This window comes from Halorientalis persicus, from assembly GCF_900110215.1.
In the GTDB taxonomy this organism is placed as follows: Archaea; Halobacteriota; Halobacteria; order Halobacteriales; family Haloarculaceae; genus Halorientalis; species Halorientalis persica.
Window position 1 is genome coordinate 1 of record NZ_FOCX01000011.1, and the last position, 15,447, is coordinate 15,447.

The 15,447-nt window shown below is 66.7% G+C and carries 15 protein-coding genes, 2 tRNA genes and 2 rRNA genes; 14 read left to right on the top strand and 5 right to left on the bottom strand.

All coding sequences use genetic code 11. The annotated features are described in order from the left end of the window. The 6 genes from BMX17_RS26670 to BMX17_RS12615 all read left to right on the top strand — a co-directional run. Positions 1-699: ribosomal RNA gene (locus tag BMX17_RS26670) — 23S ribosomal RNA — on the top strand; the annotation flags it as partial. A 154-nt stretch (positions 700-853) separates the two neighbouring features. Next, a 5S ribosomal RNA gene (gene rrf, locus BMX17_RS12595) occupies positions 854-975 on the top strand. A 155-nt stretch (positions 976-1,130) separates the two neighbouring features. Further along, a complete protein-coding gene (locus BMX17_RS12600) occupies positions 1,131-2,333 on the top strand; it encodes an acyl-CoA dehydrogenase family protein (RefSeq protein ID WP_092660567.1) in 1,203 nt (400 codons plus the stop codon). Between the two features lie 61 nt (positions 2,334-2,394). Then, positions 2,395-2,470 (top strand) — tRNA-Cys (locus tag BMX17_RS12605). Positions 2,471-2,558: 88 nt separating this feature from the next. Further along, complete coding sequence (locus tag BMX17_RS12610) at positions 2,559-3,812, top strand: S8 family serine peptidase (protein ID WP_092660569.1); 1,254 nt, start codon at positions 2,559-2,561, stop codon at positions 3,810-3,812. Positions 3,813-3,875: 63 nt separating this feature from the next. After that, a complete protein-coding gene (locus tag BMX17_RS12615; RefSeq protein WP_092660571.1) occupies positions 3,876-4,487 on the top strand; it encodes an ArsR/SmtB family transcription factor in 612 nt (203 codons plus the stop codon). 14 nt (positions 4,488-4,501) lie between these two features. On the opposite strand, the gene BMX17_RS12620 is transcribed toward BMX17_RS12615, so the two are convergent. Next, positions 4,502-6,421: a DUF7827 domain-containing protein gene (locus tag BMX17_RS12620; protein WP_139203506.1), complete on the bottom strand. Its 1,920-nt coding sequence runs from the start codon at positions 6,419-6,421 to the stop codon at positions 4,502-4,504. Positions 6,422-6,665: 244 nt separating this feature from the next. Here BMX17_RS12620 and BMX17_RS12625 point away from each other — a divergent pair, with 244 nt between their 5' ends. The 7 genes from BMX17_RS12625 (at position 6,666) to BMX17_RS12655 (ending at position 12,925) form a co-directional block, all read left to right on the top strand. Continuing rightward, complete coding sequence (locus BMX17_RS12625) at positions 6,666-7,208, top strand: DUF6789 family protein (protein ID WP_092660575.1); 543 nt, start codon at positions 6,666-6,668, stop codon at positions 7,206-7,208. A 50-nt stretch (positions 7,209-7,258) separates the two neighbouring features. Next, entirely contained in the window at positions 7,259-8,326 is a 1,068-nt protein-coding gene (locus tag BMX17_RS12630) for a DUF7350 domain-containing protein (protein WP_092660577.1), read from the top strand. Between the two features lies 1 nt (position 8,327). Then, the gene (locus BMX17_RS12635) at positions 8,328-9,263 is read left to right on the top strand and encodes a DUF7282 domain-containing protein (protein ID WP_092660579.1); all 936 of its coding nucleotides are present in this window, start codon (positions 8,328-8,330) and stop codon (positions 9,261-9,263) included. A 53-nt stretch (positions 9,264-9,316) separates the two neighbouring features. Then, positions 9,317-10,363 (top strand): DUF7350 domain-containing protein, encoded by a 1,047-nt coding sequence (locus BMX17_RS12640; protein ID WP_092660582.1) that lies wholly within the window; start codon positions 9,317-9,319, stop codon positions 10,361-10,363. After that, a complete protein-coding gene (locus BMX17_RS12645; protein WP_092660584.1) occupies positions 10,363-11,670 on the top strand; it encodes a DUF7405 family protein in 1,308 nt (435 codons plus the stop codon). The genes BMX17_RS12640 and BMX17_RS12645 overlap by 1 nt, the downstream gene beginning before the upstream one ends. 98 nt (positions 11,671-11,768) lie before the next feature. Further along, positions 11,769-12,020: a UPF0058 family protein gene (locus BMX17_RS12650; protein ID WP_092660586.1), complete on the top strand. Its 252-nt coding sequence runs from the start codon at positions 11,769-11,771 to the stop codon at positions 12,018-12,020. Positions 12,021-12,091: 71 nt separating this feature from the next. Continuing rightward, complete coding sequence (locus tag BMX17_RS12655; protein ID WP_092660588.1) at positions 12,092-12,925, top strand: hypothetical protein; 834 nt, start codon at positions 12,092-12,094, stop codon at positions 12,923-12,925. 82 nt (positions 12,926-13,007) lie between these two features. On the opposite strand, the gene BMX17_RS12660 is transcribed toward BMX17_RS12655, so the two are convergent. From BMX17_RS12660 to BMX17_RS26130, 4 genes are all read right to left on the bottom strand, one after another. Further along, positions 13,008-13,214 (bottom strand): DUF8123 family protein, encoded by a 207-nt coding sequence (locus BMX17_RS12660; protein WP_092660590.1) that lies wholly within the window; start codon positions 13,212-13,214, stop codon positions 13,008-13,010. Between the two features lie 448 nt (positions 13,215-13,662). Next, positions 13,663-13,774, bottom strand: a tRNA-Lys gene (locus BMX17_RS12665). Between the two features lie 55 nt (positions 13,775-13,829). Continuing rightward, a complete protein-coding gene (locus tag BMX17_RS12670; protein WP_092660592.1) occupies positions 13,830-14,498 on the bottom strand; it encodes a DUF7119 family protein in 669 nt (222 codons plus the stop codon). A gap of 56 nt (positions 14,499-14,554) precedes the next feature. Then, positions 14,555-14,695: a hypothetical protein gene (locus BMX17_RS26130; RefSeq protein WP_170845409.1), complete on the bottom strand. Its 141-nt coding sequence runs from the start codon at positions 14,693-14,695 to the stop codon at positions 14,555-14,557. Between the two features lie 337 nt (positions 14,696-15,032). On the opposite strand from BMX17_RS26130, the gene BMX17_RS12675 reads away from it, so the two are divergent. Beyond that, positions 15,033-15,371, top strand: a complete 339-nt coding sequence (locus BMX17_RS12675; RefSeq protein WP_092660594.1) for a DUF8134 family protein — start codon at positions 15,033-15,035, stop codon at positions 15,369-15,371. The last annotated feature ends 76 nt before the right edge of the window (positions 15,372-15,447 follow it).

Sequence of the window (15,447 nt, forward strand, 5' to 3'; positions counted from 1 at the left end):
AGTGACTGTGACCCTCACTCCGGGAGGAGGACACCAATAGCCGGGCAGTTTGACTGGGGCGGTACGCGCTTGAAAGAATATCGAGCGCGCCCCAAGGCCATCTCAGCCGTGTCGGAGACGCGGCGAAGAGCGCAAGAGCAAAAGATGGCTTGACAGTGTCCTGCCTAACGAAGGACGCTGACGCGAAAGCGTGGTCTAGCGAACCAATGCGCCCGCCCGATGCGGGCCATAGATGACAGAAAAGCTACCCTAGGGATAACAGAGTCGTCACTCGCAAGAGCACATATCGACCGAGTGGCTTGCTACCTCGATGTCGGTTCCCTCCATCCTGCCCGTGCAGCAGCGGGCAAGGGTGAGGTTGTTCGCCTATTAAAGGAGGTCGTGAGCTGGGTTTAGACCGTCGTGAGACAGGTCGGCTGCTATCTATTGGGGGTGTCATGGTATCTGACGGGAACGTCCGTATAGTACGAGAGGAACTACGGATGGTTGCCACTGGTGTACCGGTTGTTCGAGAGAGCACGTGCCGGGCAGCCACGCAACACGGGGTAAGAGCTGAACGCATCTAAGCTCGAAACCCACCTGGAAAAGAGATACCGCCGAGATCACTCGTAGAAGACGAGATCGATAGACTCGGGGTGTACGCACCGAGGTGACGAGGTGTTTAGCCCGCGAGCACTAACTGATCGAAGCCACCAATCATACCGCACGAAGACTCGATTGCACGAGTCCAGGCGCTATCTGGATCGCACGTATACACAGTCCTAACCGACCGGCATTGGAATCCCAGACAAAGTCTGGGGCACGGAAGACGGCGTCTTCCGGTGTTTCGCGGTTCGATTCCGCGAGTCGGCGTTAAGGCGGCCACAGCGGCGGGGTTACACCCGTACCCATCCCGAACACGGAAGTTAAGCCCGCCTGCGTTCCGGGGCCTACTTGAGTGCGCGAGCCTCTGGGAGACCCGGTTCGCCGCCTCCACTCATACCTTCGACCCGCACCAGCATCGCGCTGGTGCGGGTCTTTCCATTTCGAACGTCGGTAGCCGCTGGAAGATCCCCCGCTTCGAACAGTTGTCAACCATCCTGCTGTTGAAAGTTCATACCTTTATTTGCTGGTAGCCCCTCGTAGAGTGCATGTCATTCACTGACGAAGCAGGGTTCGCGGAGTCGGAGACACACCGGATGATGCGGGAGACGGCGCGTGAGGTGGCGAGTGGCTACGGTGACGACTACTGGCGGGACGTGTCGGCCGGGATGGAACCGACGGAGTTCTGGCAGGACTGTGCCGACGCAGGGTTTCTCGGTGTCACGGTGCCGGAGGAGTACGGCGGTGAGGGGATGGGAATCCGGGAGTTGACGACGATCGTGGAGGAGTTGGTCGCTCACGGCAGCATGGGTGCGGAGATGCTGTTCGTGGTGAACGTGGTCTTCGGGGCGGTGACGCTGACGAACCACGGAACCGAGACACAGAAAGAAGAGTTGCTGGAGCCGCTGGTGGACGGCGACCTGAACTTCTGTATGGCGCTGACGGAACCGAACGCGGGGCACAATGCACCGAACCTGGACACCTTCGCGGAGGAGCAAGACGACGGAACCTTCCTGATCGACGGGAGCAAGCAGTGGATCAGTGGGGTGGACGTGGCGGACGAGATGTTGTTGGTCGCGCGCACGACGCCGAAAGACGAGGTGCCCAAGCGGACCCAGGGAATCACGCTGTTCTTGGCGGATCCACAGGACGAGAACATCGAGCGCAGGGAGCTAGACGTGGGGATTCCGACGCCGGAGAACCAGTACGAACTCTCCTTCGACGGGTACGAAGCGACAGAGGACGATATCATCGGAACGCGGGATATGGGGCTGTACCAGCTCTTTGACACTGTGAATCCCGAGCGGTTGGTTGGGGCGGCAGGGGCGATCGGTGTGGGTCGCAACGCGATCGAGCGCGCGGTCGAGTACGCGAACGATCGTGTGGTGTTCGACGAGCCGATCGGGGCGCACCAGGCGATCCAGCACCCGCTTGCGGACGCGTACTCGAAGGTGCAGGCGGCGAAACTGCTGGTCCAGAGGGCTTCGTGGTTGATGGACGAGACGGAAGGGACCGAGGACATGAAGAAGACGGCGGAGGTCTCGAACATGGCGAAACTGCGGGCGTCGGAGGCGGGTCACGAGGCGACGGACGTGGCGCTCCAGACCCACGGCGGCAACGGGTTCAGCCGTGATTACATGATCGTCGAGATGTGGAAGGGGAGCCGGCTCGGGACGGTTGCGCCGGGGTCGTCACAGATGATGCTGAATCACATCGCCGAGCACACGTTGGGGCTGCCCCGCTCGTACTGAGGGGCGGTCGCTCGTGGCAGACCGCTACGCTTAAACGCGGTTCTCGATTATTATCGACTGTGCCAAGGTGGCAGAGTCTGGTATAACGCGTCCGCCTGCAGAGCGGATCGCCGCCGGTTCAAATCCGGCCCTTGGCTTCCTGCTGCGAACCGCTCGTGAGCGACGGCACTGTCGCGCGACGGAACCCGAAGGATATAGACGACGGCAACCTGACACTCCAGGCGAATGACGGACCGGCGGGTTGTGCTGATCGCTGCGGTCGGCGTCCTCGCTCTCACGGTAGGGATCGGGCTGATCGCTCTGCAGGCGGGCGGAGACGGCGAGCGCCGGGTCCAAGACGAGCGGTTCGCACGGGCACACGCTGCGGGGTACACGGGGGAAGGAATCCGTGTCGGGATCGTGGACGTGACGGGGTTCGACGAGGATTCTCCGGGTGTCGCGGAGCAGGTGGTCGCGGCGCGTGCGTTCGGTGCCGACGCGACGGTCGGCAACGGCGGGTCGGACGGACACGGGACGGCGGCGGCGCGGATCGTCGCACGCGCAGCGCCGGGGGCGAACCTGTCGCTGGCGACGTTCGATTCGCCGTCGGGGTACCGGGCGGCGGTCTCGTGGTTACTCGACCGGGACGTGGACGTGATCGTCGCGCCGGTGGCGTTCTACGGGAAAGCCGGGAACGGGACGGCGGCGGTCGAGCGCCTGGCGACGCGGGCTACCCGGGAAGGAGTGGTGTTCGTCGCGCCGGCGGGGAATCTCGCTCGGAGCCACTGGAGCGGTCGGTACGACGAGGTCAAGAATGGACGACTGGTGTTCGGCGATCGGACGCGGAACTTCCTGCGGCCCGGGGGCCGGCGCGTGAGTCTGTGGCTCTCTTGGAGCGAGACGACGAGCGCGGACTACGACGTGGCGCTTTATCGGCTGGGGGAGGACGGATCGGAACTGGTGGCGCGGTCGCGGCCGTATCGTCGTGACGACGTGCCCAACGAGCGCATCGACGTGACCGTGCCGGAGGGGACGTACTTCGTCACGGTCGAGGGGCCCGCTTCGCCGACGGGGGCGCGGATCGAGCTGGCGTCGCCGACACACGAGTTCCAGCGGGCCCGGGACGGTGGGACTCTCGTCGCGCCGGGGACGGCCGAGGGTGTCCTCACCGTCGGTGCGTTCGACCGCGGGCGGGGGCGGGTGCGTCCGTTCAGTTCGCGCGGGCCGACGGTCGACGGGCGGATCGGACTCGACGTGGTGGCACCGGATACGGGCGTCGCCGACGTGCCGGATGGGTTCGTCGGGTCGTCGGCGGCGGCACCGTACGCGGCGGCGACGGCGGCGCTGGTCCGGCAGGCGAACCCCGATCTGGGACCGGCAGCGGTGGAGTCGGTCGTCGAGCGGACGGCGAGGCCGGTGAACGGGTCGGTGTTCGCGGCTGGAGACGGGCGGGTCGATCCGTGGGCGGCGGTGCGGGCGGCCCGGAACGCGACCGGTTAAACGAGTTTTGTAGCTACGGACAGGGCTATGTAAACGCAGGGACAACTTTCGGTACCGCTGGGTATGTCTGGACTCATCGACCGCATACAGGGACCGACGGCCGACACGGACGAGCGGCTCCGTGTGCTGAACGTCGACGACGCGGCGACCGACGAGGTACTCGACGCGCTCTCTTCGGAGACGGCCCGGGAGCTGTACCGGGCGCTGTTCGAGGAGCCGGCCTCGCCGTCGGAGATCGGCGATCGGATCGACACGTCGGTGCAGAACGTCATCTATCACCTGCGGAACCTCGAAGAGGCGGGGCTCGTCGAGGAAGTGGGGACGCGCTATTCGGAGAAAGGCAACGAGATGTCGGTGTACGGGCCGGCGACGGACCCGCTCGTACTGGTCGGGAATCGCGACCTGCGCTCGGGTATCGAGCGGTCGCTGACCGACGTACTGGCGGGGCTGGGACTGCTGGGGCTGGCGAGTCTGCTGGTACAGTGGGGTGCCGAACGCCTGGCGAGTCCAGAGCGGTCGGGGTCGTCGGCCGTCGGCCCGACCGCACCGACGGCGACGGGCGGCGGACAGGATCCGCTCACCCGACTCGTCTTCCAGATACTCGAACCCGGACTGATCTTCTTCTTCGGGTCGCTGGCGCTGATCGCCGTGCTCGTGCTGGTCGTCCGGCGGTGAAAAGCAGGGGGGCGTTACTGGCGGCGGACACCGAACAGGACGGCCACGCCGACGACGGCCAGGATGCCACCGACGGCGATGGCGGCGAGTGCACCCAGTTCGTCGCCGTCACTGCTGTCGTTGTTGGCGATGCTTGGCCCCGGTGTCGGGGTGTCGGTCGGGGCTGTCGTCGTCCCGTTCGCGGAATCGTTTGTCGGTTCCAGCAACTGGAGTGTGCCGACGCCGATCTCCTCGCCGGAGATCCCGGAACCGTTGTAGACGTCGATATCGAGTATGCCGACCGCGATCGCGTCGGTATCGCCAGCCCCCTCTCGGAGCGTTACCTCGTTGTCGCCTTGTACGGCGACACGGTGGCTACCGGTGTCTACAGCGCCGGTCCTGAACAGCAGGGGAACCCGCCCGCTCCCGTCGGCGTCGTGGACTTCGACGACGTACTTGTCGGGGGTGCCGGGACGCCGTATCTGGAGTGTCACCGTGGTTCCGGGCCTGACCTCCAGTGGGATGTGGGCAGGCTGGCCGCGGTGGGTCGTGACGATCCCGTTCGAGAGGACGTCGTCGCGGTTCCCCCACGTCCACTCCGTACCGGTCTCGGCCGCCTTCTCGGTCGCACTCGTCCCCTCGGGAACGTTATCTCGGGTGTCGTGGATGAGCGTCCCCACGGAGACTTCCTCGCCGTCCGGCGGCCGGCCGAGGCTCAGGTTCATGTCGTACTCCCCCGGCGGGAGGCCGGCTCCGGAGCGGTTGGACTGACGGTGGACGACGACACTGTCGCCGCGGCCGACGCTGAGCGGGTTCGCTCCCGTTCCGGCGACAGCGGTATCGAACTTCACGTGGACTTCGCCGTCCTGGTTGCCGTCTCGAAGCGTCGCGACGAGCAGATACGGGTCGCCGTCGCCGACCGAGATCGTCACTGACCCGTCCGCGTCCGGTTCCAGATCGACTCTGACGAACGCCTCCTCTCGCCAGTCGGCAGTCGGGGTCTTGGTCTCGAACCAGCTGCCATCGTAGGTATCCGGTTGTTCATTGGATGGGGTATTTATCACTCTGAGATAACTGATGTCGACTTCCTCACCGTCGGGGGGAGTCCCGCGCGTGAGGTTCATGTCGTAGCTCCCGGGTTCGAGTCCGCCTTCACCATCGAGACGCGTCTCTCGGACCACGGACACGGTGTCTTCACCGTCGGCGGTGATCGGGGTGCCGTCCGTCCCCGCGGCTCCGACATCGTACTCGACGGCCACCGTCCCGTCGCCGTTCTCGTCGGTAACCGTCGCCACGAGGAGGTAGCCGGGGCCGTCGATGGCGAGCGTGGCCGATTCGCTCGCGTCCGACTGGAACTCGATCTCGAAGCTTGTAGTCCCGTCCACGTCGGCGGTGACCTGCCGGGCCGAGAACCAGTCGTCGCTCAAGTCGATGTGGGTCGCGTCGAAGACGACGCCGAACGCTCCGGTATCGAGCGTCTCGCCGTCCGCCGAGGTCCCGTTCGCGAGGCGGAACTCGTAGGACTTGGCGGTCATCCCCTCCCGCTTCAGCGCGGTCCTGTTCGTGACGCTCACTTCGTCTCCGTCGACCGCGGTGAGCGAGCTGGTCTCGGGGCCGTCGACGCCGGCGCTGTATTCGAGGGCGATGGTCCCGTCGTCGTTCGCGTCCCGGAGCGTCGCGACGAGGCGGTACTCTTGGGACTCACCGCCGATCTCGACGGTCACAGGGCCGTCGGCCGACTCGGGAACGGTCACGTTGAACCGGGTGGAGTTCCCGTGGACGGCATCGACTTTCTCCTCGGGGAGCCACACCTCCTCGGACTGAGCTGTGGCCGTCGGAACTGCCCCGTGGTCGGTCGTCACCGTGTCGGTGGAACCGACTGCTCCGGCGACGCCGACTGCCGCGACGCCCGCGAGCAGGCACACCGACAGGAGGCCAATAGTGATACGTCTCATCCCACCACCTCCCCGGGATCGGTCGATCGTAACGCGATACGTTCGCTGGAGGGCCGTTTCGACCGGCGATTCGTCCGCCGGCCATCGGGTCGTCGCACTCCCATTGCAGGCGTTCGTTCTCACCGGTCCCAAAAAGGTATCACGTAAACTGAAATTCGGCTTTCAGCGCCCGTCGGCAGTGACGTGAACGCACAGACGAACGTGTGCGTATCCCTTTTGTCGCTCGGGCACGTTATCAATCATCATGGCAGACGGTGACACTCAAACGAACACCGAGGAGTTCGAGCCGGCGGTCGAGGGTGAGATCGCGGAGTCGGACTTCGATCACCTCGCGGGCATCGTCACGGACGGGCTGATCGGGGCCGTCGGCGGGTTGGTCGGGACGGCCGCGATGAGCATCGGGCTGTTCGTGGCGTCGTCGCTGGGCGCGTTCGACATGGCCTCGTTCGGCATCCTCGCGGATCTGACCGGGCTGGACGTGCTCTTTCCGGCGAACGCGGTCGCGGTCGGATTCCTGGTCTTTCTCGGCGGTGGGATGCTCACCTGGCCGCTCCTGTTCGCCGCGACGGCGGCCTACCTCCCGGGCGAGCGGTTCGCCACGAAGGGGCTGCCCTACGGGTTCGTCCTCTGGACGGGGTTCGTGCTGGCCTTCTCACAGGGCATCGACGGTGGGATACTCACGCTTGCGCTCTATGCCGTCCTGACGCTGGTGAGTCACTTCGCGTACGGGTTCAGTCTCGGCGCGGTCTTCGACTACCTCTCGGATCGCCCCGACACGCTGGTCTGAGCGAGTGCCAGGGGAACCCCTAACCCGTCGCCGCTTCAACTCGGCACCGAATGCACAGGCGACGCCTGCTCACCCTCCTCGCCGGCGCTGGTACCGTCGGCCTCGCGGGCTGTAACCGACCGCAAACAGCTGGCACGTCGACCGACGATGGCACTGGCTCCCCACCCCCATCGACGCCGACCGGATCGGGTGACGGTGGTGTCTACGTCCAGTCGTTCGTCGAGCGGATGGGGCGGCTGGGGACGGCGACCGCCGGTCCCTATCGCGTGGCGCTGCTGTACACGGTCCCTCACCAGTTCTGGACGGTGACGAACGCCCAGCGGTCGCTCGTACCGAGGGGTGGCGGCGACGGCTACCGCGTCCACCTCATGGCGACCGTCTGGGACCCCGAGACGGGAATCGCGATCCCGGAGACGGGACTCTCGCTCGAACTCGAACGCGACGGGGCCCTGGTCTCGGAGGAAGTCATCTACCCGATGCTCTCACAGCGGATGGGCGTCCACTACGGCGGCAACTTCACGTTCCCGGCCGACGGGGACTACCGCGCCCTGATCGACGTGGGCGCGCTCTCGATTCGCCGGACCGGCGCGTTCCGTGGACGCTTCGGTGACCCGGCGACCGCCGAGATTCCGTTCCGGTTCACTGCCCGAGATCGCGAGCGGATCGGCACGCGCGAATCTCCCGGTGCCGGCGACCCCGGGGCCGTCGCACCCATGGACACCGCGTTCCCGCTGGGTCGGGCACCCGACGTCGAGGCCATGCCGGGCACGCATCTCGGGACCGCGCGGAGCGGCGACGCGGTGTTCGAGGCCGTCCGGCTGACCGATCCGCCCGCCGGCGTCGACGGGCCGGGGCCGTACCTCTCCGTGTCGGCCCGGACACCGTACAACCGGTTCGTTCTCCCGGCGATGTCGCTGTCGGCGTCGGCCGGTTCGTTCGACGGCGACCTCGTCCGGACGCTCGATCCCGACCTGGGGTATCACTACGGCGCGGCGATCCCCGAACTCACCGAGGCCGACCGACTCCGGTTGGCGGTCACGATGCCGCCACAGATCGGCCGTCACGAGGGATACGAACGCGCATTCCTGACCATGCCACCGATGGAGTTGTCGATCTGAGATGCGTGCGAGCATTCTCCTCCTCGGCCTGCTCGCCCTCGCCGTCGCGGGGGCCGGCCTCGCGGTCGCCCACGGGAATCACGCGACCGCGAACCCACAGGTGTCGGGTAACGGGACCGTCGTCGTCGAGGAGGCCTTCCTCTCGACCGACGGGTACCTCGTCTTGCGGGCCGACGACGGCGGCGAGCCCGGCCGGATCGTCGGGGTCCGCTCGCTCGACCCCGGCCGCCACCGCGGTGTCACCGTCCGGGCCGACGACGCGTTCTGGTCGACCGTCCGCGGGAACGTGACGCTGTGGGCGGTGTTGCACGCGGACGCCGAGGCGGGGGACGCGTTCGACCCAGCCGCTGACACCATGCTCGAATGGTTCGGCGGGCCGGCCGGCCAGCGACTCGCGGTCGCGCGGGGTGAGCGGCCAGCGTCGGTCGTCACTCGCGGGGTCGGATCGCTCGAAAACGGGACGCTTCCGGTCCTCGCGGCGAGGCTCCCCGCGGCTGGTTCACTCGTCGTCCACGCGACGGCTGACGGCACGTTCGGGCGGCCACTCGGGTCCCGGACGCTCGCGGCGGGCCGACACACGAACGTGCGCGTGCCCGTGAACACCACCGGACTCGACGACCGGGCGACCCTCGCGGTCGCCGTCCACACCGACGACGGCGACGGCCGGTTCGAGGCGGGGGCCGATCCGGTGGTCCGCGTCGCGGGCGAACCGGTCGTCAGTCGATACGAGCGACTCCCCGACGGGCGCGACTCGATCCGCGTGAACACGCCCACACCGTCCCCCGAGCAGGGTGGTGACGGTGGGACTGCCGACCGGACGCCCACGACCCACTCCCCCGCGGACACGTCGGCCGACGGTGCGGGGCCGGGCGTCTGGGGCGTCACACTCGCGGTTGCCGTGATCGCCGTGTGGCTGGCGCGTCGCCAGGACGCGTGAACCGGTGCCGTGAATCGGAACGGGCTTTTGTGTCCGATGCCTATCGGTCGGCGATGAACAGACGTGCTGTCCTCCGGGCGGGGGCCGGACTGGCTGGCGCGGGGATCGTCGGGGGGTGTCTCCAGACGGAGTCACGATCGGTTCGGTCGCCACCGCTGGTCGAGAACCGCCCCGACGCGGTCTACTACCCGACCCACTCCGAGGGGATGGAGATGGTCGGCTCGACGACCGCCGGCGAGTACAAGGTCGCCGCGATGTACAGCTACCCCCACCGGTTCTGGGAGGTCACGGGCGCGGACACGAACAAGAAGGAACTCGACGGGAGCCATGCGATGCACTTCATGGCCGTCGTCTGGGATCCCGAGACGAAGACCGTCCTGCCCAACGCCAGTCTGACCGCCGAACTCACAAAGGACGGTTCGCTGGCCGACCAGACCAATCTGTACGCGATGCTGTCCCAGCCGATGGGGCTGCACTACGGTAACAACCTCGAGGGCGACGGCGACGGCACCTACACCGCCAGTATCGACATCGGGTCGGTACCGGACGACCGCGTCCGCCGATCCGGTGACTTCCGGGGGCGGTTCACCGACCCGGCGACCGCCGAAATCCAGTTCGAGTACAGCGAGCGCGCCCGCGACGACCTGCCGTATCAGGAGTACGACGACGCGGGCAACCGCGCCGCCCTGGAGCCGATGGACATGATGGCTCCCAGCGCGACCGTCCCGCCCGAGGGCGAGCTGCCGGGTGCGGTCCGCGGCACGGCCACGAGCGGCGACGCCGTGTTCGTGGTCACGGTCCAAGACACGGTGCCCGCGGGCATCGAGGGCGACGGGCAGTATCTGGCGGTGTTCGCGCACACGCCGTACAACCGGATGGTCCTGCCGTCGATGACTCTCTCCGGATCGCTGGCCGACGACTCGTTCGCCCTCGAATCGACGCTCGACCCGGACCTGGGGTATCACTACGGTGCGGCCGTCCCCGAGGTGACCGACGGCGACACGCTCGCGATTACAGTCGACACGCCGCCCCAGCTGGCCCGTCACGAGGGCTACGAGATGGCCTTCCTGACGATGCCGGACGCCGAGGTGCAACTCTGATGGACTTCGACGAGTCACTGCCCCGCAGACAGTTCGTGAAGGCCGCCGTCGCGGCGGGCGGTGCCAGTGCCCTGAGCGCCTGCCTCGGGCGAGCACCGCGAGCCGGCGAGCCCGTCCCGACGGGTGTCTCCGATATCTCGAACCTCCCCCAGCGTCAGCACGCGTGGAACGACCGCGTGCGCGTGGACGCGGACGGGAACGTCCACCTGCCACGTCACCAGACGTTCCTGTATCTGACCGTCGACGCCGACGGTCCGCCCGAGGATGACGCCCGCGGGACCGTCGAGGCGGCGCTCCGGACGCTGGATCGCGCCTACGAGCGGAGCAACGAGGGGCTGGTCTACTCGCTCGCGTACGCCCCGAGCTATTTCGACCGGTTCGAGGCGACCCTGCCCGACAGTGTCGACCTGCCCGAACCCCGGCGGCTCTCGGGGTTCGAGAATCCGACCTTCGACACGCAGGACGCCCTCCTGCATCTGGCAAGCGACCGCGGGGACGTGGTGCTGGAAGCCGAGGAAGCGATGTTCGGCGACCGGAGCGAGGCCAACGGGGTCGCCGTCGAGGCGAAACTCGGCGACGCCCTGACCGTCGACGACCGCCGGACGGGTTTCATCGGCGCGGGGATGCCCGCCGAGCGACAGGCCCAGGCTGGCGAGCCGATCAGCGGCATCCCCGACTCCCTGCCGGTCCCCGAGCAGTCGCCCCTGTTCATGGGGTTCGAGGCCGGCTTTGCTGGCAATCAGGCCACCGAGGACTACGTGACGATCCCGGAGGGTCCCTTCGCCGGCGGGACGACCAAACACGTCGCGAACCTCCGCCAGCGACTGGGCGACTGGTACGACGAACAGAGCTTCGCGGAGCGGGTCATGGAGATGTTCAGCCCCAGCCACGCCGAGCAGGGCCTCGTCGAGGGCGTCGGCGACAACCTCGGAGCCGACAGCGGCATCGACGCCGTTCTCGACCCCGAGACCATCCAACAGTCGATCAGCGACCACGGCCGGGTCGGCCACGCACAGAAGGCCGCACGCGCCAACCGCGACGCCGACGGCAACGTCCGCATCCTCCGGCGACACGTCGAGTCGACCGACGACGACGTGGCCAGCCTCCACTTCCCGTCGCTCCAGCGGCGACTCTCCACTTTCGAGGAAGTACGCGCGGCGATGAACGGCGACGACCTCACGGACAACCCGGCGATCCGACAGCGCGTCAACAACGGCATTCTCGAGTACATCTTCGTCCAGAACCGCGGGAACTTTCTGGTGCCCCCGCGCCGCCACCGCGCGCTTCCGACGCCGCGACCCGCCTGATTCGGTCGTCACGTGATCCGCTTCCCGTGCCGACTCCGTGCGGGGTGGTAACACTGCCGTCGTGCGGTTTAGGGTCGTCCAGCCCCTACTCAATACCGATGCGGAAAGACGAATTCCTCCATCTCCACCAGTTGCTCGCCGTGACACAGCGGACGCTGGCGGCGCGGGGCGTGAGTGACGCGGACACGGACACGGACACGGGGACGGTGTCGCCGGTCGCGGCCCACGCTTCGAAGGCGGACCACGAACGGGCCGTGATGACGCTGGCGGCGACGCTGGCTACGGTGACGGCCGACGAGTCAGATGCGGCAGGGAACGAGCGTGACCGGGCGAGACAGGCGCCGAAGTGACCGGAACCGATCGGTAGCGGTCGCGCTGACGAAAAGTAACGATTAAAGGCCGTCCTCACAAGATTCGAAGTATGCAACGACGAGCCGCGGCGATATACTTCGTTCTCTTCCTCGCCATCGCGGCGGGGTCGTTCGGCTATATCACCGTCGTCGACGCCCAGCGTCCCGAGGTCGACGTGCAGGGGCAGGAACTGACGTCCGACGACACACTCAGAATCGGCGACCGGGTCTACATCGCCTCCGTCTCGGAGGGCAGCGGTGAACTCGCGTGGACCAACCAGTCCGCGCAGGCGTCCGCGTCGCTAGAGCACAACTCCACGGCGACCTACCAGAACCAGTCGTGGACGGTCGTCATCGAGAACCGGACCGACGTCTCGGAGTTCGACCTCCACGAGCAGCTCAACGTCAGCGCCATCCTGGCCAACGACCCCGCAGTGGAAAACGAGACCGCCACGTTCCAGGGTGACGAGTACGTCGTCTACCCGGCCAACGAGACCTCGGACCGCGAACTCGTCCTCCTCGACGAGTACCTCCCTGCGCCCGAGACGCGGACCTTCGCCGTCGGTGACGAGTACGAGTACGTCGCCGAGGAAGACGGACAGGTCAACGCCACCGTCACGAACGTGACCACGTCCGCGGCCGAACTCACCTGGACCTCCCCGCAGGAGAACACGATCTCGCTGTCTGAAGGCGGGAACGTCACCCTCGGCGGAACGCAGTACGTCGCCCACTTCCCGGACAACAGCACCGTGATCCTCTCGGAGAACGTCCAGGGGTACCTCGAAGATACTCGGCGCCAGGACTACTTCACCGAACGCAAGAACGGCCTCTGGGGCGTGTTCATCGTCAGCTTCGGTGCCGCGATCGTCCTGCTCGGCGCGGCGTACCTCCCCGTCAAGGACTAACTGCGACCCGTCGGTTTCGCTTTTCGGAGAACAGTTCGGTTCGACCCACAGGATTCTGACTCCCGTTCTCGTCGTGTCTCGTCTACGCCGGCTCCGCGTCCGTCCGCGAGAGCCAGCCCAATCCGACGCCGACGCCGACCGCCAGCAATCCGGCGATGGCTTTCACTCCGCCGACGGCCCCGCCGAGCGTCGTCCAGGGCATCCCCACGATGGTCCCGATCCCTACGAGGATCAGGAACGCCCCCGTCAGCAGTCCCAGCAGTTCCAGTCTGTCACTGAAGCCTAACATATGCCCCACCTTCTCGGTGACCGCCGTAAAGTCCTCGGTCTCGTTTGACTTCGTTGACGGGTATTCGACTGCCCCGGAATCTCCGCTGAGAAGTACGGGCCGGGAGGGAGTTGAACCACGCGCAGACGTGCTCGCGACGCTGCGCGCGACTGCTCTGCTTCAACTCCTCCTGGCGTATTCGCCGCTCACGAGTTGTTCGCGGCGAAGTACGGGCCGGGAGGGAGTTGAACCACGCCCGAGAACCTGCGCTTCGCGCAGAACCTCGGTCTGATTCAACACCCTCTGGCCGCTTTGCTCGACACACTGTGCCTCGCAAAAGCGGGCCGGGAGGGAGTTGAACCGGAGCCAGAGGTTCCTGCTCGTCGCTTCGCTCCTGTGCGGGCAGCCACTGGCAGGCTTCAACTCCTCCTGGCGTATTCGCCGCTCACGAGTTGTTCGCGGCGAAGTACGGGCCGGGAGGGAGTTGAACCCCCGACCATCTGGTCACTTCCGAACCCGCCCGGATCGAACGCGCGGACTCGTTAAAAGCCAGACGCTCTGCCTAACTGAGCTACCGGCCCTCGAAAGGAGATGGGGCGGTCGGGTGGTAAACAGTTTCGATCCACTGCGGGCGAGTCAGTCGTCGAGGTACGCCGCCAGTGCCTCGCCGACCAGTCGACCGGGATCGACGTCCTCCAGCGCGGCCTGCCGGCGGAGTTCGCAGTAGGCGTCCTGGGACAACTCCATCTCCATCCGCCCCAGCGTGACGCCCTCGGCGGTCAGGGCTTCCCCGACGGTGTGGCCGTCGTTGACGGTACTGGCGACCGAGCGGATCTGGCGCACGGTGAGATCGTGGTCCAGGGCGGCCCACGCGAGCAACAGGCGGGCCTCGCCTGCCACGCGGGCGATGTGTTTGGCGGCGGTAGGTGCGATCTCGCCTTTGGCGACGTGGCGGCGGATCGACCGGGGGAGATCGTGGACCCGCGACCACTTCCGGATGAACGCCACCGTTGCGTCACCGCCGGCGCGCTCGGCCGCGGCCTTGTAGGACCCTTCGCCCCGTACGAGGGCGGCACAGGCGGCCGCACCCCGGAGCATATAGACGTTGTCGGGGTCGCCGGCGGTGTTCTGGGAGAACTGGTGGACGGTCTCTGCGGCCTCCGCGAGGCTGTCGGGGTCGTCCGGGTCGAACGCGACGGCGCGCTCGGCGTGCTCGCCAGTCAGCGTCGGGTCGCCTCTGATGACGGGCCGGCCCACTGGCGACTCCCGATCCGTGGGTGGTCCGTCGGTCGGCCCGTCTGTCATCGGTGCGTGCTAGGGCGACGAATGATAAAAGAGTCCCGTAGATCGCGGGGCATTCGTCAGTCGTCTGCAGCCTCGCGGCGCTCGCTGGTGTGCTCCCAGACTTCGGCACAGCCACAGCCGTCGTCCAGGTCGTCGAGATGGTCTGTTGGCACGTCCTCTTCCTCCTTCGTGTCGGGGTCTGTTGCGTGTTCGGTCATCGATAATCCAGCTCCTGATCTGGTTCGTACAGCTCCGGCGCAACGTCCGCTGGGGCCTGTCGAGGTCCACCGTCAGTCGCACCGTCACTGTCAGTCATCACTCCCCTATAGCTGTCCCGCCATCATAAGGCCTCTCGCAACTGTAATCCTCACCCGTACTCCCGTATACCGGCAAGAGCTGTCCCCTTTCTCTGACTATGGGTTGTGGTATCACGTCAGATTATGGTGCGCCAGGTCGGACCTGCCACACGACCGGTCACTCCCCGTGGTAGGTCGGCCCCGGCGAGTATTGTCCACGCCGGACTACTCAGGTGGCTCGAACGATAACGGCGAGTGAATGACCACCGACGTCCACCAACTCGACGACGGTGCCTGGATCAGCGTCAACGACTCCCGGGAGATCAACGTCTCCGATCTGTGGCTACTGGCCCGCCACGAGTTCTGTGACTGCGAGATGGCTGACTTCCTCGCGGAGGGCGTCGTCGAGGTCGGTGTGGACGCCCCCGACATCGCCGCCCGCTTCGCGGGGCGCTGTATCCAGTGTGGCCGTGAAGGCGTCACCGACTGGCTCACCGTCGGTCGCGTCATCGACCCCGACGACGGACAATTCTACGGCGTCGTCCCCGAGAGCGTCCACGTGCCACGAAAACGCACCCGGCTGGCTCGTCCGGAGTAGGCGGCAACATTCTCCGCTACCGCGAAGAGGTGGGGAGGTTTGTCGGTGAGCGCGAGCGTATATGAGTGGGACTCTA

Bases quoted from the DNA above. Each gene is read 5' to 3' on its own strand.
- BMX17_RS12650 (WP_092660586.1), top strand. From the start codon at position 11,769: ATGCGGAAAGACGAATTCCTCCATCTCCACCAGTTGCTCGCCGTGACA.
- BMX17_RS12620 (WP_139203506.1), bottom strand. From the start codon at position 6,421: ATGAGACGTATCACTATTGGCCTCCTGTCGGTGTGCCTGCTCGCGGGC.
- BMX17_RS12615 (WP_092660571.1), top strand. From the start codon at position 3,876: ATGTCTGGACTCATCGACCGCATACAGGGACCGACGGCCGACACGGAC.
- BMX17_RS12655 (WP_092660588.1), top strand. From the start codon at position 12,092: ATGCAACGACGAGCCGCGGCGATATACTTCGTTCTCTTCCTCGCCATC.
- BMX17_RS12670 (WP_092660592.1), bottom strand. From the start codon at position 14,498: ATGACAGACGGGCCGACCGACGGACCACCCACGGATCGGGAGTCGCCA.
- BMX17_RS12630 (WP_092660577.1), top strand. From the start codon at position 7,259: ATGCACAGGCGACGCCTGCTCACCCTCCTCGCCGGCGCTGGTACCGTC.
- BMX17_RS12645 (WP_092660584.1), top strand. From the start codon at position 10,363: ATGGACTTCGACGAGTCACTGCCCCGCAGACAGTTCGTGAAGGCCGCC.
- BMX17_RS26130 (WP_170845409.1), bottom strand. From the start codon at position 14,695: ATGACCGAACACGCAACAGACCCCGACACGAAGGAGGAAGAGGACGTG.
- BMX17_RS12675 (WP_092660594.1), top strand. From the start codon at position 15,033: ATGACCACCGACGTCCACCAACTCGACGACGGTGCCTGGATCAGCGTC.
- BMX17_RS12635 (WP_092660579.1), top strand. From the start codon at position 8,328: ATGCGTGCGAGCATTCTCCTCCTCGGCCTGCTCGCCCTCGCCGTCGCG.
- BMX17_RS12625 (WP_092660575.1), top strand. From the start codon at position 6,666: ATGGCAGACGGTGACACTCAAACGAACACCGAGGAGTTCGAGCCGGCG.
- BMX17_RS12640 (WP_092660582.1), top strand. From the start codon at position 9,317: ATGAACAGACGTGCTGTCCTCCGGGCGGGGGCCGGACTGGCTGGCGCG.
- BMX17_RS12600 (WP_092660567.1), top strand. From the start codon at position 1,131: ATGTCATTCACTGACGAAGCAGGGTTCGCGGAGTCGGAGACACACCGG.
- BMX17_RS12660 (WP_092660590.1), bottom strand. From the start codon at position 13,214: ATGTTAGGCTTCAGTGACAGACTGGAACTGCTGGGACTGCTGACGGGG.
- BMX17_RS12610 (WP_092660569.1), top strand. From the start codon at position 2,559: ATGACGGACCGGCGGGTTGTGCTGATCGCTGCGGTCGGCGTCCTCGCT.